This window comes from Gilliamella sp. B3127 (assembly GCF_026536935.1).
GTDB lineage: Bacteria > Pseudomonadota > Gammaproteobacteria > Enterobacterales > Orbaceae > Gilliamella > Gilliamella apicola_E.
The window spans coordinates 203,685-219,708 of sequence record NZ_JAFNNI010000002.1; the positions used below are offsets into that span (position 1 = coordinate 203,685).

General features: G+C 32.4%; 11 protein-coding genes. 3 read left to right on the plus strand and 8 right to left on the minus strand.

Translation table 11 applies throughout. The features are described from left to right. Window positions 1-2 precede the first annotated feature (2 nt). From ttcA to J3U00_RS04080, 3 genes are all read left to right on the plus strand, one after another. The gene (ttcA, locus tag J3U00_RS04070) at window positions 3-899 is read left to right on the plus strand and encodes a tRNA 2-thiocytidine(32) synthetase TtcA (RefSeq protein ID WP_267331651.1); all 897 of its coding nucleotides are present in this window, start codon (window positions 3-5) and stop codon (window positions 897-899) included. 231 nt (window positions 900-1,130) lie between these two features. Beyond that, window positions 1,131-1,958 (plus strand): MBL fold metallo-hydrolase, encoded by an 828-nt coding sequence (locus J3U00_RS04075; RefSeq protein WP_267331652.1) that lies wholly within the window; start codon window positions 1,131-1,133, stop codon window positions 1,956-1,958. A gap of 13 nt (window positions 1,959-1,971) precedes the next feature. Then, window positions 1,972-3,198, plus strand: coding sequence for an MFS transporter (locus tag J3U00_RS04080; RefSeq protein WP_267331653.1), 1,227 nt, complete (start codon window positions 1,972-1,974; stop codon window positions 3,196-3,198). 31 nt (window positions 3,199-3,229) lie between these two features. Here the strand turns inward: J3U00_RS04080 and J3U00_RS04085 are convergent, their stop codons facing one another. The 8 genes from J3U00_RS04085 to rplM form a co-directional block, all read right to left on the minus strand. Continuing rightward, window positions 3,230-5,398 (minus strand): extracellular solute-binding protein, encoded by a 2,169-nt coding sequence (locus tag J3U00_RS04085; RefSeq protein ID WP_267331654.1) that lies wholly within the window; start codon window positions 5,396-5,398, stop codon window positions 3,230-3,232. A 75-nt stretch (window positions 5,399-5,473) separates the two neighbouring features. Then, window positions 5,474-8,314, minus strand: coding sequence for a bifunctional [glutamate--ammonia ligase]-adenylyl-L-tyrosine phosphorylase/[glutamate--ammonia-ligase] adenylyltransferase (glnE, locus tag J3U00_RS04090; protein WP_267331655.1), 2,841 nt, complete (start codon window positions 8,312-8,314; stop codon window positions 5,474-5,476). Between the two features lie 254 nt (window positions 8,315-8,568). After that, entirely contained in the window at window positions 8,569-11,025 is a 2,457-nt protein-coding gene (locus tag J3U00_RS04095) for an autotransporter outer membrane beta-barrel domain-containing protein (RefSeq protein WP_267331656.1), read from the minus strand. Between the two features lie 1,359 nt (window positions 11,026-12,384). Then, window positions 12,385-13,302 carry an inorganic triphosphatase gene (locus J3U00_RS04100; RefSeq protein ID WP_267331657.1) on the minus strand — a complete coding sequence of 306 codons (918 nt, stop codon included), beginning with the start codon at window positions 13,300-13,302 and terminating at the stop codon, window positions 12,385-12,387. 371 nt (window positions 13,303-13,673) lie between these two features. Continuing rightward, window positions 13,674-14,078 carry a ClpXP protease specificity-enhancing factor gene (locus J3U00_RS04105; protein WP_267331658.1) on the minus strand — a complete coding sequence of 135 codons (405 nt, stop codon included), beginning with the start codon at window positions 14,076-14,078 and terminating at the stop codon, window positions 13,674-13,676. Window positions 14,079-14,126: 48 nt separating this feature from the next. Continuing rightward, window positions 14,127-14,759 (minus strand): glutathione S-transferase N-terminal domain-containing protein, encoded by a 633-nt coding sequence (locus J3U00_RS04110; protein WP_267331659.1) that lies wholly within the window; start codon window positions 14,757-14,759, stop codon window positions 14,127-14,129. Between the two features lie 302 nt (window positions 14,760-15,061). After that, on the minus strand, window positions 15,062-15,454 hold the full coding sequence (gene rpsI, locus J3U00_RS04115) for a 30S ribosomal protein S9 (RefSeq protein WP_065561853.1): 393 nt from the start codon (window positions 15,452-15,454) through the stop codon (window positions 15,062-15,064). Between the two features lie 11 nt (window positions 15,455-15,465). Continuing rightward, window positions 15,466-15,894, minus strand: a complete 429-nt coding sequence (gene rplM, locus J3U00_RS04120; protein WP_034901369.1) for a 50S ribosomal protein L13 — start codon at window positions 15,892-15,894, stop codon at window positions 15,466-15,468. Window positions 15,895-16,024 lie beyond the last annotated feature (130 nt).

The window sequence follows — 16,024 nt, forward strand, 5'->3', positions numbered from 1 at the left end:
TGATGAATACATACAATCAAAATAAATTACATAAACGATTGCGTCGCCTAACAGGCGAAGCAATCGCTGATTTCAATATGATTGAAGAAGGCGATCGTATAATGGTCTGTCTATCTGGCGGTAAAGATAGTTATACATTGCTAGACATTTTAATTAATTTAAAAATCAGTGCACCAGTGCAATTTGAATTAGTTGCAGTCAATTTAGATCAAAAGCAGCCAGGATTTCCTGAACACGTTTTACCTGAGTACCTCGAATCTTTAGGTATTGAGTATAAAATTGTTCAAGAAAATACCTATGGTATTGTTAAAGAAAAGATACCTGAAGGCAAGACCACGTGTTCACTCTGTTCTAGGCTTCGACGAGGTATTTTATATCGCACAGCAACTGAGCTCGGCGCGACAAAAATTGCACTTGGGCATCATCGTGATGATATTTTGGAAACATTATTTTTAAATATGTTTTATGGCGGAAAACTTAAAGCGATGCCTCCAAAATTAATGAATGATTCAGGTGAGCATATTATTATTCGACCGCTTGCGTACTGCAAAGAAAAGGATATTGCAAAATATGCTGAAATTAAACAATTCCCTATCATTCCATGTAATCTTTGTGGTTCACAACCTAATTTACAACGTCAAGTGATCAAAGAGATGTTAAATGATTGGGATAAGAAGTTTCCTGGTCGTATAGAAACCATGTTCAGAGCCACGCAGAATATTACTCTTTCTCATTTATGTGATACCAATTTATATGATTTCAAAGGTATTAAGAAAGGTGATATTGATGTTAATGGTGGTGATTTGGCATTTGATCATGAAGAGTTACCAGCTATGGTCGGATTTGATACATCGGAACTAGATGATAAAAATCTGATTCTTTGGAAAGAAGCCAACTAAAAAAAACTTCAATTTAATTTCTTTTTTTTATCGGCGATAATCTATATCGTCGATAATCCTTTCTGATATTAAAACAATAATCGATTGTATATAAACTTTGATCTAGCTCACGAATTATCAAAAAAAAATTCCTTTTTTATTGAGGTTACGATGACATTAAAATAAAATTGAAACGTTCCAATTTTCATAAAATAATGATGTATGAAAAATAAATAAACACAGGAGAACAATGTGAAAATACATTTTTTGGGTACTGCTGCATCAGAAGGTATCCCAAATCCTTTTTGTAAATGTCAGATTTGTGAAAAATCTCGTATTCAAAAAGGTAAAAATATAAGAACTCGAAGTTCGATTCTTATTGATGATATTGTGCAAATCGATTTTGCTCCAGAATTTAGCTATCAAGCAATGAGAGAAAACATTGATGTTACTAAAATAAAGGACTTATTATTTACTCATACTCATCCTGACCATTTCAATGTGGGAGATCTATTTAGTCGTATGGTGGATTATGGTTTTAATATTGACCACCCTCTTTACGTTTATGGAAACGATATTGCCATAAATGGCTGTTTGAATGTGGTACCTGGCTATAGTCCTGAACGTTTTGTATTTAATTTATTAGTTCCATTTCAAACTGTTGTAACCTCAGCTGGTTATACCGTTACAGCTTTGTTAGCTAATCATGCTAAATGGGAATTTTGCTTTATTTATTTGATTGAGAAAGATGGAAAAACGTTTCTATACGGACATGACTCTGGCTATTTTCCTGAACTCACATGGCAATGGCTAAAAGATAGTAGCAAAAAAATTGATATGGCTATTTTTGAGTGTACTTATGGATATAAACAAAATGATAAGACCAATAATCATATGAGTATTGAAACTGTTATCGCTACTCAAAAACGCATGTTGGATGATGGTATTTTTAGTTCAAACACTCAACTTATCACGTCTCACCACTCTCATAGCAGTGGTTTTATGCATGATGAATTAGTTGAAATATTTAAACCTTACAATATTGAAGTAGCCTATGATGGCTTGACGAAGACGATTTAATACGGAGCTTTATATGTTTAAAATACCACGTTTATTGGTAATGATGTTTTTACAATATTTTGTGCAAGGTGCATGGAATATGGTTATTGGGGCAGTACTTGCTGCTTATGGATTGAAAGAAATTGTTGGTTCGACTTATTCAGTTTTAGGAATCGCAACTATTATCTCTCCACTTTTCATTGGAATGATCGCTGATAGGTTCATTGCATCACAAAAAGTGATGGGCATATTACATATTCTCAATGCAGTTGTTTTATTTATCATTCCTAATTTTGTTGAAAGTGGCAATATTGCTGGCTTTTTAATCATGATTTTTATCGTTGGTTTATTATTTTATCCAACAACAGCATTAGCTAATAGCGTTAGTTTTAGGCATATAGATGGTGTGCGCTGGTTCCCAATTATTCGTGTATTTGGCACCATTGGTTTTATGATTGTAGGATTAATTCTTGGTTATACTGGTTTTTCAAGCTCCATTAACTCTTTTTTACTTGCTTCTGGTGCATCTGTGGTTTATGGGATTTATTGTTTTACTTTACCTAATACACCACCTACAAGTCGAAATAAGAAATTTTCAATCCGTGATGCAATGTGTTTAGATGCATTATCACTTTTCAAAGATAAGTATTTCACTATTTTTATGCTGTCTACTTTTGTACTAATGATAACTAAAACTGCATATAGTGCTTATTTACCAGTATATTTACCTGTATTAGGTTTAGAGCCTGCTTCAATGATGCAAATTGCTATCGCTACAGAAGTGTTATTTATGTTCCTTCTATCTTTCTTATTAGGTCGTTTTGGTTTCAAAAAAATCATTTTATTCGGCGCAATTTGTTGGGTAATTCGTAGCATGATGTTATCACTAGCCGCAACATCAGAAGGTAATATGTTCTTCTATATTATTGGTACGCTATTGTTACAAGGTATTTGTTGGGACTTCTTCTTTACTGCTGGTGATATCTATGTTGATAAGAAAGCAGGTCCAGAAATTAAAGCGCAAGCTCAAGGCCTACGTTTTATTGTTTCTAATGGCTTTGGTGTATTTATGGCTGCATCAGTATGTGGCTTTATCAATAACCGCGTTGTTACAGAGAAGACATTACCTAATGCTGGTCCACAATGGCAAGAGTTCTGGATCTATCCTGCGGTAGTTGCTGCAATTGTTGCTGTAGGTTTCTGGTATTTCTTTAAAGATAAAGATGTCATCATGGCACCTAAAAAAGTAGAATCAGATTAATTTCTTACTCTTACTTTAATATGGCTAATAATTATTTATTAGCCATACTTTTTTCTATCTCACTATTAATCATCTCTATGACTTGTTTTGAACTATATTGGTTAGTTATCCACTGTGTTAAATACTTTCCAATAATATTTTCAATCAGTCTTAAATTAATAGCACTACCTGTCATGCTATTTTCTCGAATGCCATTGGCATATTGTTGTTGCGCCACTGGTAACCATGGATAACTATTTATAATTCGATGATTTTGGAAAATAGTGTTTTGTGCGGTTGCTCCACCAAGTAATGCTATTTGTTCGCTGATTTCGTTGGAGTAAAGCCAATTAAAAAAGGTTTTTACTTGTTCATTTTTTTGACTATATTTTGACATACCAAGGGAACCTCCACCAAATAGTGATTTTTTTCCCGGTACTTTAGCGTATCCAACCAAAGGCAATATATTACGATGATTAATATAGCCAAATAAATTCATATAAACAATTAACATAGCTAGCTTGCCTTGTTCAAATAAATTTACTGATTCTTGCCACCAAGCTGATTGTATATTTTTGGCAACGCTAATGTATGATTGCAAATGATTTAAAGTAGTTATAGCAATTGTGGTATTTAAACCAAATTTATTGCCATTAATTAGTTTTCCTCCTTGAGAATAATAGCGAACTAAAAATTCAGATGCGATAAGTTCATAATTACCGAGCGTAATACAACTACCGAACTCTACTGGGGATTCCGTATTTTGCTGTTGATTAAAAAAGGTCGCAATTTGATCGAACTCTTTGAAGTTTTTAGGAACATTAAGATGTTGTCGATATGCTTCAAAATAAGCACGCTTAATTAATGGATCATTAAATAAGTCTTTGCGATAAAAAAGCATTTGAACACTAGGATCAAAAGGAATAGCATAAGCAGAATTATCTACATAGCTAAAGCGTTCTACAATTTCTTGTGGATATTTCGCAAACAGTTGATTCAAGTTAATATCTAATTCTGATAAAGGTTTGAATATCGATGGTGCAAACCAAGGTAATCCAGCCATATCAATTCGTATAATATCAATTTGCTGATGTTGTTCAAATTGATTAAGAATATAATATATTTCGTCGAAAGGTTTTATAATTAAATTTACATCAATGCCGCTCGTCTTTTTGAAATGTGGTAATAGTTTTTTTACCGCCTGCGTTGATGGGCTGGGTAAGATTAAAAAGTTAATAGTTTTTGAAGATTTAGTTATATTTTCTGAATTCAAATCAGGCAATAATGAAAAACCTTTATTATCAAGATTGGTTGTTTTTTTGCCTTCTACTAGTTTGATAATTTGTTCACTTAATATGCCATAGTTCATATGGTATTGATAAATGTTATCTTCATAAAAAAAACTGTTATTGGTTAATGTATAAATGGGTGGGCAAGATTTTAAACTTCCAAAATAATTAGCATTACGAATAAAATGTGCTCGCTCCATATCCATGGTAATTAGCGCATCATAATTAACCTGTTCATCTTCAAAAAAACTAAAAGCTAAATTGTAGGTACCATTAGAAGGTTTAGATGCAATACTATTCAATGTCACATCATAATGATGCTTTTTGAACGTGTTAAGTAAACCTTTTTTCAAGTTTTTAGTATGAGTGTGATGCTCTGAATTACAAAATAAGCCAATCCTTCGATACGTTTTTTTGATTAATTCATTAGCAATATCCCGTCCAGCTTTCTCATAATCAAGAGATATGAATTGCAATGCTGAGATAGGCTTTCGATAGACAAAAATAATTTTTTCTTTTGGTAATTTAATTTTTTGGTAATAGGAGTTAGCATCTGATAATGAACTAACAACGATAACTGCATGATCCCGTTTTACAGCTACCTTTTGGATTAATTGTAATTCCAGTTCTTTAGAGTCATAAGTTAAATAAAGCGAAAGCTCATAACCAAGTCGGTTGGCTTGACTAAACAAGCCATCATATAAATTAGTATATTGTTCGGAAGTGATATTTGGTAGTATAACCGAAATAGACTTATTTGAACCTTCTTTTAAAATTTTGGCAGATAAATTGATTTGATAACCTAATTGTTGAATCGCTTGTTCAACTAATTTGATTTTTTTTACACTAACGTTTCCACGATCATTGAGTACATTTGAGACAGTACCATGAGATACGCCAGCAAGTTTTGCTATATCTTTGATCGTCGCCATTAGGTATTACACTCCATAAATTTTCACTTCAATCAAATCAACTTTATTAAACAATCATAAGTATATTTGAACTAATTAGTCTTTAAGCCATTTTAGCCAGCTTTGATTCACGATCTCTTTTTCTGATTTGAAACATGAATCATCAACAAGGCTTGGTAAAAGTTGTAACGATAATTGATGAATTTCATTTCGCATATCGATATAAGCTTTAGTAAGTTGCTGAGCTTCTAGGCTGTCCATGATTTGATAGTTCGCTGCACGCTCCAAGATTCGCACGTTGTCACTCCATGTAGTCATTTTTGGATATTGATGTGCATAGTTGAGTACCAGATATTGTGATAAGAATTCAATATCACCAATACCGCCTTCATCTATTTTTAAATTAAATTGATGTGGCTTAGTTGTGCCTAAATGTGCCCGCATCTTTTCACGCATCTCTCGAACTTCGGTTTTTAATACCCTTTCCTCTCGTTTTTTACATAAAACAGCATGTCTAATTTCGATAAAACGTTTAATAAGATCAATTTCACCATAAACGGCTCTTGCTCTAACTAATGCTTGATGTTCCCAAGTCCATGCTTCGTTCATTTGGTAGTCATAAAATGCGTTCAAACTACAAGCTAATAGTCCAGCATCACCCTGTGGACGTAAGCGAACATCAACTTCATAAAGAATCCCAAAGCTTGTACGTACATTGAATAAGTGAATTATTCGTTGTACCAGTCGTAAATAAAATTGGCGACTATCAATTTGTTTGTCACCATCGGTTATGCTATCAACAGGGCAGTCATGAAGAAATACGAGATCTAAATCTGAACCATATCCCAGTTCCCAACCGCCCAATTTACCATAAGCAATAATAACTAACCCTTTTTGATTATCGGTTAGATGTGCTGGCTTTCCATAACGAGCAATCATCTGATTCCACGCCATTTGAACAACAAAATCAAGAAGCGATTCTGCAACATATGTTAAATGATCACTTACTTTCATGGTATTTAATACATGTTCAACATCAGCAGCTGCTATATGTAGGAGTTGCATTTGTTTGAATTGTCTTAATGCCTCAAGTTGTTGTTCTTCATCATCAACCTGAATTCGAAGTAAGTATTGATAAAGTTCACTTTTATATTCATTAGGGGAAACAGTTTGATAAAGTGAGTGAATATCAATAAGCTCATCTAATAAGATTGGATAATGTGCCAGTTGCTCACTAATCATTGGTGAAGCACTACATAATCGAATTAGTTGTTTTAATGCCGTTGGGTATTCAAGCAGTAACTCTAAATAAGTTGTTCTGCTAACAATGTTGACTAATAATGGTAAAATTCGTGATAGTATTGTTAATGCATGCTTATCATTACAAATTAATTCTAATAATTTCGGCATTAGCTGATCGAGTATTTCACGCCCTCTAACACCAATGGTCCGTTTACTGATATCATCACGAAATTGACAAAGCATTTGATAAAGCTGTTTGGCATCATCAGGTGAATAGTTCAATAATACTGAAGTAACATCACTTAATTGTAAATCAAGCACCCAAAGGTCATTATAGTGATCGTTGTTCGTATTTTGTGTTGATTCAGTTGATTCATCACCAATAAGTTGATTAAATATTTGCCGAGTAAATTGCATTCTTTTTGTAAGTTCAGATACAAATTCATTCCAGCTTCTAAAATTCATGCCTATTGCTATACGTATTTGGTCTAATTCATCTTCTGGTAGTGTTTGTGTTTGTTCATCATGTATAGCCTGCAATAGGTTTTCACAACGACGTAAAAAGAAGTAATTTTCACGTAGAGTATCTACTTCATTAGCATTAAGTAGGGATTCTTGTTCTATAACTTGTAAAGCACTTAATAAGGAACGTGTTTGTAGGCCAATCACACGTCCACCCCGTATAAGTTGAAATACTTGTACGATGAATTCTATTTCTCGGATACCTCCTGCACCAAGTTTAATATTGTTGGTTAGGCCACGACGACGAACTTCACGTTCAATCATACCTTTCATGTTTCGCAATGATTGTAAGACACTAAAATCAATATAACGGCGGTATACAAATGGTTTTAACATTTGGTAAAGCTCTTTAGTGTATGGATCTTGTTGATCACCGAGTATTTTCGCTTTTACCATGGCGTAACGTTCCCAGTCTCTTCCTTGCTCTTGGTAGTAGTCTTCCATCGCTGAAAAACTTAAAACAAGTGGACCACCATCACCTAGAGGACGTAAACGCATGTCAACTCGGTAGACAAAACCATCTTCAGTAATTTGATCTAAAGCTTTAATTAAACGCTGTCCTAAACGTGTGAAAAAGACCGCGTTATCTAATTCGCGACGACCACCTTGTGTTTGCCCATGTTCAGGATAAGTAAAAATAAGGTCAATATCAGATGAAAAATTAAGTTCTCCTCCACCGAGTTTCCCCATGCCTAGAATAAGTAAAGGTTGCGCCTCTCCTTGCATATTACAAGGGGTTCCCCACTCTTTACAACTAAGCTCATATAGCCAATCTCGTGCAGTGACAATAATCACCTCAGCTAGCTCAGTAAGTTGTAATAAAATTTGTTCATCGCTACTTGTTTGCGTTAATTGTGACCATTCAAGCCTTACTAAAATGTAGCGTCTGAATAATCTTAAAGTTTTCATTAGTTCCAACTCATCAAATACCGATGCTAACTTTTCATTTAACCATTGTTGATAGTAACTTCTTTCATCAGCTTGAGGAGGATTTTTAATAATGTCTGTCAACCAATCTGGAAACCGATAAAAAGCATCAACAATAAAATCACTTTGTACCAAAATATCAAGATTATTTTGTACCGCAATTGAATCACATTGTGATAATTGCGATGTAATTTTCTGTTTTTGCTCTGCAATTAATGGTGAAACTAGCGATATAGGCTGAGACATAATAAGCACTCACTTAAACTTGTTGATAAAATCACCTAATTAACTATTATAAATGACTTTTTAACTTCACATATCTTTTTATTAAACAAATTGTAAAAAAGAGTATTGATATCATTTCAATAGTAGATTAGCTGATAATTAATGAAAACGATTTGAAAGACGAGTTGAGACTTGTTTATTGAATAAAGTGACTACGCAGGGTCGTCACTTTAAGTTAATGTCTATTTTTTAAATTATTAGATAGTCTCTAATTATTAGAAACTATAACGGTAACCTAAGTTAACTTGTTTTTGGTCAAATTTATTACCGAATGAATAAACAACATCTGTATAAATATGGTGTTGTTTGTTAAACTGTACATCTACACCAATACCGTTATCCCACCAATTGCCACCGAAATCATATTTTTCTTTTGCAACATGGTTAAAGACATAAGATGTTTCACCATCAAACTCTTTCACATAACCAGTTTTTAGGTATACATCAACTATATTATCATCTTGGGTAAAGCTGTTGCCTAGGACAACACTTGCTCTACCGAGTAATGAATTATAACTGTCCAATTTAGTTCTTAATCCATTGGTTGCATTGATGACTGCACTTCCTTGATGAGAATAAGTTAATTGAGCTTGAGGTTCAAAATACCAACCTTGATTTGGTAATGAATTGAAATAGAATCGTTGACCTAATTCAGTCCCTATTGAAAAACCATTAGTATTACCATCACCTTTTACGAAATAACCCCCACCGGTACGAGTATTAAATTTATTCGACATTCTCATATATTTAATTAAACCGTCGATATAAAACCCTGATTGGTTTAGGTATGTGCCGTAAAGTGCTGCATAGTAGCCTTTAGTGTTTCCATCACCTACATGATGATCTATATTTCCTCGGCTTAAACCACCCATGATACCATAATAGATATCACCATTTGTATTTTCAACTTTTCGATCCACACCAAGTTGTAAGCCATAATAATCCATATCAAAATTCGATAAACGTTTATCGTTGAATGAACTTAATTTACCACCATAAATACGACCCCAAGCATCACCATCAGATGTTTCGCCTTGACGAAGTTTACCCATTCTTTGCATTAAAGTTTGTGTTTCAATGTAACTAATCAAGTAACTAGAGTTTAGAATATTTGCCGCATTTTGAGCTGTATTGGTTAAATTAGGCTTAGTTGGATTTACTGTTTTCTTTTGAGCTGATAATACCCAATCTTCTGAACCACTATTACGTTCATCAGTGACTTTAGTTAGAGTATTAAATTGGTATGCACCAATATCAACTGATGGTGAAGTCAAATTAAAATTAGCACCACCACCTTCAGTTTCAACTAAAGTAAATTTTTCATTACCTGTAACTGTTGCTGAACCATTATTGTCATCTCTAATTGAGATATTGTGATTACCAGTTGCTTGTGAAGAGCCAGTAATTTTAAGTAAATCATTAGCAAAACCACTACCGATGGAAGTGCGCAATTCAAATAGCCCATTTCCAGATAATGAATTTGCCTTTAAAATCATGTTATTTGAACCATCAAGAATCGTATTTGATGTCGCATAATCATGACCAAAACTTACTTTGGCATAATTAGTTAACGTAAGGGAATCAACAGATGAGCTATTGGTCATATTCCATTGGCTTTGACTACCATCTATCTTGACATTGATAGTACCTTTATTCGCAGATGAAGATGTATTATCAATTGAAGTTAATAATGTCGAGCCATCAGTTAAATCAAGATTAATCTGTCCTGAACTGGCTGCATAAATATCACCCTTAATATTCGATTTACCATTAACAGTTATTTCACCAGCAGTCGACTGTATTGCGTTATAATTGTTATAACTAGTTGAAACAATGTTATTAACATTTGAGCCACTATTAATGAATAATTTTCCTGCTTTTTGGTCCATGTAGACAGCGGTTCCATTAGCCGTTGTTAAATCTAATCCATTATTAAATTTAATAACACTGTCTGCATTTGGATTAGCACCAGCATATTCCTGGAACGCAACACCAGTCGAATTAGTGCCACTCATATTAATCGTTACTTTTTCGTTAAAGTTTAGATTTATACCAAGTGAATCTGGTGCGTTATTCAGTAAGGATAAAATACCATAACTACCATTTCCTACTGACTGTATGTTAACTTCACCATTGAAGTTGCCTTCAGTTTTTGATGAATTTGAACCGTTATAAGCTCGAATTCCAATGAAACTGCCATTTGATGTACCGGTCCCTATTATAGTTACCTTTTTATCAAAATCAGCTTTCCCCCTATTAGCAAAATAAATACCGGTACCATCTTTAACATTTAGGCGAATGTCACTTAAAGCATTGACTTTCCCATTTGAAAGAACATGGATATTACTTATTTTATTATAATTACCTGTTGCATTAGTTTGAATTACAAATTCATCCGTTCCGGTATCAATGGTTAAAGTTTTACCATTATATCCTGATTTAATACCGTAACTTTGGTTGCCAGTAATGTTGATATGAGGTGCAGGAACACCTGTTATATTTTGAATAATAATATCATCGGTTGAAGAAACTGCAATACCACTATTAGTATGAGTTCCAATATTAGATGCATCTATAATAGTTAAAGCACTTGCAAAATGAGGTGTAACTAGACAAGTACCCAGTGTTAATTTGATCAAGAGATCAATTTTATTTAAATTACTTTTGAACACATAAACTCCATTTATTTGGTATTTACCAATCATTACATTAATTAACTTAAATTTTAACAAACCCAACAAAAGTTAACTTATTGTTATAATTTATAAAATTTATCTAAAATAACAAATTATCAAAAAAAATAGTTAATGTCTATATCGGTTATTTAATGATTTAACTAAATGTTCTTTTATTGTCTGACAATAAAAAATGTCGAATATAAATTTCGATTAAGTGTTAGTTTCTTTACTTTGAAATGAGGAGTTTTTGATTTGAGTTTTAAAGGCATAGATCTTGAGTAAGTTTTCAAGATGATTATGTATTGGAAGCTAATTTATAAATCGCTTTACCAATACATATATACAACTTGTACTATTGTGTGATATTGATTCTATTTTTTTCTGAATAAAATAGCAGTTTGGTCATAATTCTAACCATTATAGAACTTAGAATAAACACTATTCCTATAATGACCCACGTATAACACAATGAAAAATTTTTGGATAATCTATAATATACTTTTAAATATTCATACAGAGAAATTGATACCCAAAAAATTATTGCAACCAATATACAGTTGAAGATGAATATACTTATCGAACTAAATATAAGCTTTTTTAAGTTTAAAACTTCTGTTACACCTGTAAAACATTTTCTTAACAAAAAATAGCCGATTAAATTAGTAATTAATAAAAATATAGCTAATCCAACTATATTAATAATAATACCTGCGAAACTGAAATGTACACCATCAAACAAAATAATAGGAAAAAACAGGCTGTTAAAATAACAATTATAAAGCGAAATGAATACTCCAAGATGTAACCGCTGACTCTCTGATTGAGTTAATTCGTTACTGTCATGAATAAAATTTCTATTCAACAATCTAATACTAAAATAAGTCCATAGTGTTACAAAAATATAAATAGTTATTATCTTAATAAAATTAATAAGCTCATTGAATAGAGAATAATTGCTATCAAAGAAAAGGTAACTAATTTTAGATTCAACCCATGAATTAATACTGTTGTAAAGAAACCATCGCCCTGCAATATCCATTGATGTAATTAACAAAGCAACAAGTAACGTATTAGTAATATTTCTCGAATTGACCTGATTAATTGAATATTTATAAAATAATACTATGGAAAATACAAATACAACAATTGAGCTTGGTATTTGGTAATAGAAGTTGATTAATACTTGCTTAGTTAAATTTTTAATAAGTTGATTACTTGTCATATTTGACAGTAAAAAATAATCATCAAATCCAGTGAAATAGACAACAATATATAAAATATTAAATAACCAATAAAATAAAACTAATAATAGTGGTAATTTAAAAAAAGTCCTTTCCAATTTCATTTTTATACCTATATTTTATTTATTTCTGAAATTAGCCTAAGTTTGAATTTTGTGTTTACCTCGCTATAAGCAAAATTTTTAATCGAGTTAATACGTTGCATTGCCATTTGCCACTGCTGAAATTCTGGCTCAATTTCAAAATTCTTATTTATTAATATTTCATTTATTTGAATAAGTAACTGTTTATAATAAGTTAAATCATTATTTTCTAAAGCATATTCTTCATTTTGTTGCCAAAAGTTTAGTAGGCTTGGCAAATCCTGCTCTATTTGTGGAGAATAAACACTAGGAGTTATAGGTACATTGAGAAATAAGCGATATCCTCTCGAAGCCTTACTCTGAGAAAACAGATGTAAGCTAAAGCGACTTAATTCAATCGCAAAGTTAATCAAATCTTGTTTATTACCCTGTTTTATCTCGAGCTCAACTTCTTGTATTGGTTTAGATTGTCTGTTTGAGGTAATGCTGCCTATATCTAAAGCAACTTCTATTTCACTATTGGCAAATGATATCAACCAAGTTTGACGTTTAAAATTAGTCGTAAAAAGTGGATTTAACTGGATTAAACCATCAGGTAATGCATCTTTGGGCAGCACACTTAAATCTAATTTGTCATTAGGTAAAGGCCGATTAATTTCAATTCGTTCGTGTAAGCCACTCACAGAATTACCCTTTGATTTCACGGTAATTTCATAACACTTATTTTGGCCATCTTCAGTACTTCGAATACGCAAACCACAACCATTTTGTCTCAATAAATGATCTTCGGTATCATAATAAGTATTAGTTAATTTTAGTTGATTGGTTAAATTTTTTTGTGATGAAAATTCTACTTCATCACAATAAACCCATTGATTTAAATAACTTTGCAAGTGTTCTATATCACTTTGATTGATTTGAAACTTTAATTCAATTTCGTTACTCATTTGTCTGTTTTCATTATTTATTTTGCCATATGATATACCGATTAGGCTAACAAATATAGGCTATCATCAACTATAATATGATTAAAGCTATAGCGACATTCGGGATGATAAATAAACAAGATAAAATAATTAATACTTTATAGGTAAAAGTGTATAGAAAAAGCAGTAAAAAAGTGGAATTATATAAATTAATTAACTAAACACTTTTTTATAAAACTCATTCTTAATTTTAAACATCACAAGATAACAATCTTGTTTAAATTTTGTGATTTAGGTTAGCTAGTTTTAGCATGGGTATTCCAATAGGTAGGAATATATCCTATTTATTAGTTAAATTTTAAATAGGATAATAAAAAAATAATTAAGAATAGCTATTTAACAACCCTAAAAGGATTAGCAGGTTTAACATTTTCGGATTGCTTAGTTGCACTTTGTCTTAATGCTTTGTAGTGTAGTTCATCTTCAAACCCCATCCCTACTCCGTTTTCACGAGCATAAATAGCTTCAATAGCAGCCATTGGCACAACAATATGTTGAGGAACACCAGAAAATCTAGCATTAAATTCAATTTGATCATTATTGGCCAAATACTGTCCTACTGATTGTGGTGCAATATTGAGTACTATCTGATTATCCTTCACAAACTCTTGTGGAACTAATACGCCATCAATAGACGTATTCACCACAACATAAGGAGTTAAATCATTATCTAAAATCCAGTCATAAAATGCCCTAAATATATAAGGGCGTCTAGGAGTCATGTCATCAAGTTCCATAACGGCTACCTTGTTTAATTGCTAATCTGTCATTAGATAAAATAAATTTTACGCTCTAATCTTTCTTTCATCTTCAGTTAAAGAATATATGAAAGCAGGTCGTTCAAATACACGTGCCATATAAGAAAGATAGTTTTTCTCTGCAACTTTTGGCAATTCAATACCAATCAATGGTAAACGCCATAGTAAAGGAGCAAAATAGCAATCACACAAAGTAAAATCATCACTCATAAAGTAATCTTTTTCTTTAAACATGACAGAAATAGAAACTAAGTCATCAAGTAAGTTTTTACGAGCCTCTTTAGCTTTACTACTATCAGGATCTTTTAAGATCGTTTCGTAGGCGCTATACCATTCTTTTTTAATGCGATACATTGTTAAGCGGGAATTAGCTCTAACAATTGGGTATACCGGCATCAATGGCGGGTGAGGAAAACGTTCATCTAAATACTCTAATGCAATATGTGTTTCATAAAGAGTTAGATCACGATCGATTAAGGTAGGGATTGAACCATACGGATTAAGATCCAATAATTCTTGAGGTAAAGTATTTGATGTAACAAACTCGATCTCAGCTGTTACCCCTTTTTCTGCCAGCACAAAACGAATCTGATGGCCGTAAATGTCAGTTGTATCACAAAATAATGTCATCACAGAACGTTTATTAACAGCAACAACCATGTTCACTCCAAATATGCGAAATTTTAACTAAGTTTTAATATGGTTACTATTCTAGCAAATTGAATAACAAATTTGTTAAAAAAAATATATTTTCTTTTTGTTTTTTCGAAGAATAATCATTTTTGTACGTTTATTAATTTCAATAAAGTAAGAGAAAGATAACAAAGATTATTATTATCTATTTGAATAAATTATAATTTAATAAAAATAAAATAAATATTACTGCAGTTAGTTTAGAATTATATAGCGATAAAAAAAACCCAGCATAGGCTGGGTTTCGAAACAAATTTGTAACGTTGCAATTAACGTTTGCTGAATTGTGGACGACGACGTGCTTTGCGTAGACCCACTTTTTTACGTTCAACTTGACGTGCATCACGAGTAACAAATCCCGCTTGACGTAATGAAGAGCGTAAAGTTTCATCATATTCCATTAATGCACGAGTAATACCGTGACGAATCGCACCCGCTTGACCTGAAATACCACCACCTTTAACTGTGATGTAAAGATCAAGTTTGTCAGTCATTTCAACTAACTCTAAAGGTTGCATAACAACCATACGAGCAGTATCACGACCAAAGTATTGCTCTAATGAACGTTTGTTAATAATGATATTTCCACTACCTGGTTTAATAAACACGCGAGCAGCAGAACTTTTGCGGCGACCTGTACCGTAATATTGATTATCAGCCATCTTCTATCCCCTTAAATATCTAATACTTGCGGTTGTTGTGCCGCATGATTGTGCTCACTACCAGCATAAACTTTTAGTTTACGGTACATTGCACGACCAAGAGGACCTTTCGGTAACATGCCTTTTACAGCAATTTCGATGACTTGTTCAGGATGACGTTCAATCATTTCTTTAAAAGTCGCTTCTTTAAGTCCACCGATGTAACCAGTATGACGATAATAGATTTTATCAGTGCGTTTTTTGCCTGTTACAGCAACTTTTTCTGCATTGATAACGATAATATAGTCACCTGTATCAACATGTGGTGTATATTCTGCTTTGTGTTTACCACGCAAACGGCTTGCGATTTCAGTAGCTAAACGACCTAACGTTTTACCTGCTGCATCTACAACATACCAGTCGCGTTTAACTGTTTCTGGTTTAGCTGAAAAAGTACTCATTTGTATTTATCCAAATTTTAATTAATCTCACGTTAATAAATCATTTGATTTATTTACACTTTTTGATTGCAACTATTAACTAACTAACCCCTTCGAGTCGTTATACTAATACTGACAACCGAAAACAGCG

What these genes read in the sequence shown, in the direction of transcription:
- ttcA (WP_267331651.1), top strand. Translation starts at nt 3, where the DNA reads ATGAATACATACAATCAAAATAAATTACATAAACGATTGCGTCGCCTA.
- rpsI (WP_065561853.1), bottom strand. Translation starts at nt 15,454, where the DNA reads ATGGCTGATAATCAATATTACGGTACAGGTCGCCGCAAAAGTTCTGCT.
- rplM (WP_034901369.1), bottom strand. Translation starts at nt 15,894, where the DNA reads ATGAGTACTTTTTCAGCTAAACCAGAAACAGTTAAACGCGACTGGTAT.
- J3U00_RS04105 (WP_267331658.1), bottom strand. Translation starts at nt 14,078, where the DNA reads ATGGAACTTGATGACATGACTCCTAGACGCCCTTATATATTTAGGGCA.
- J3U00_RS04085 (WP_267331654.1), bottom strand. Translation starts at nt 5,398, where the DNA reads ATGGCGACGATCAAAGATATAGCAAAACTTGCTGGCGTATCTCATGGT.
- J3U00_RS04100 (WP_267331657.1), bottom strand. Translation starts at nt 13,302, where the DNA reads ATGAGTAACGAAATTGAATTAAAGTTTCAAATCAATCAAAGTGATATA.
- glnE (WP_267331655.1), bottom strand. Translation starts at nt 8,314, where the DNA reads ATGTCTCAGCCTATATCGCTAGTTTCACCATTAATTGCAGAGCAAAAA.
- J3U00_RS04080 (WP_267331653.1), top strand. Translation starts at nt 1,972, where the DNA reads ATGTTTAAAATACCACGTTTATTGGTAATGATGTTTTTACAATATTTT.
- J3U00_RS04110 (WP_267331659.1), bottom strand. Translation starts at nt 14,759, where the DNA reads ATGGTTGTTGCTGTTAATAAACGTTCTGTGATGACATTATTTTGTGAT.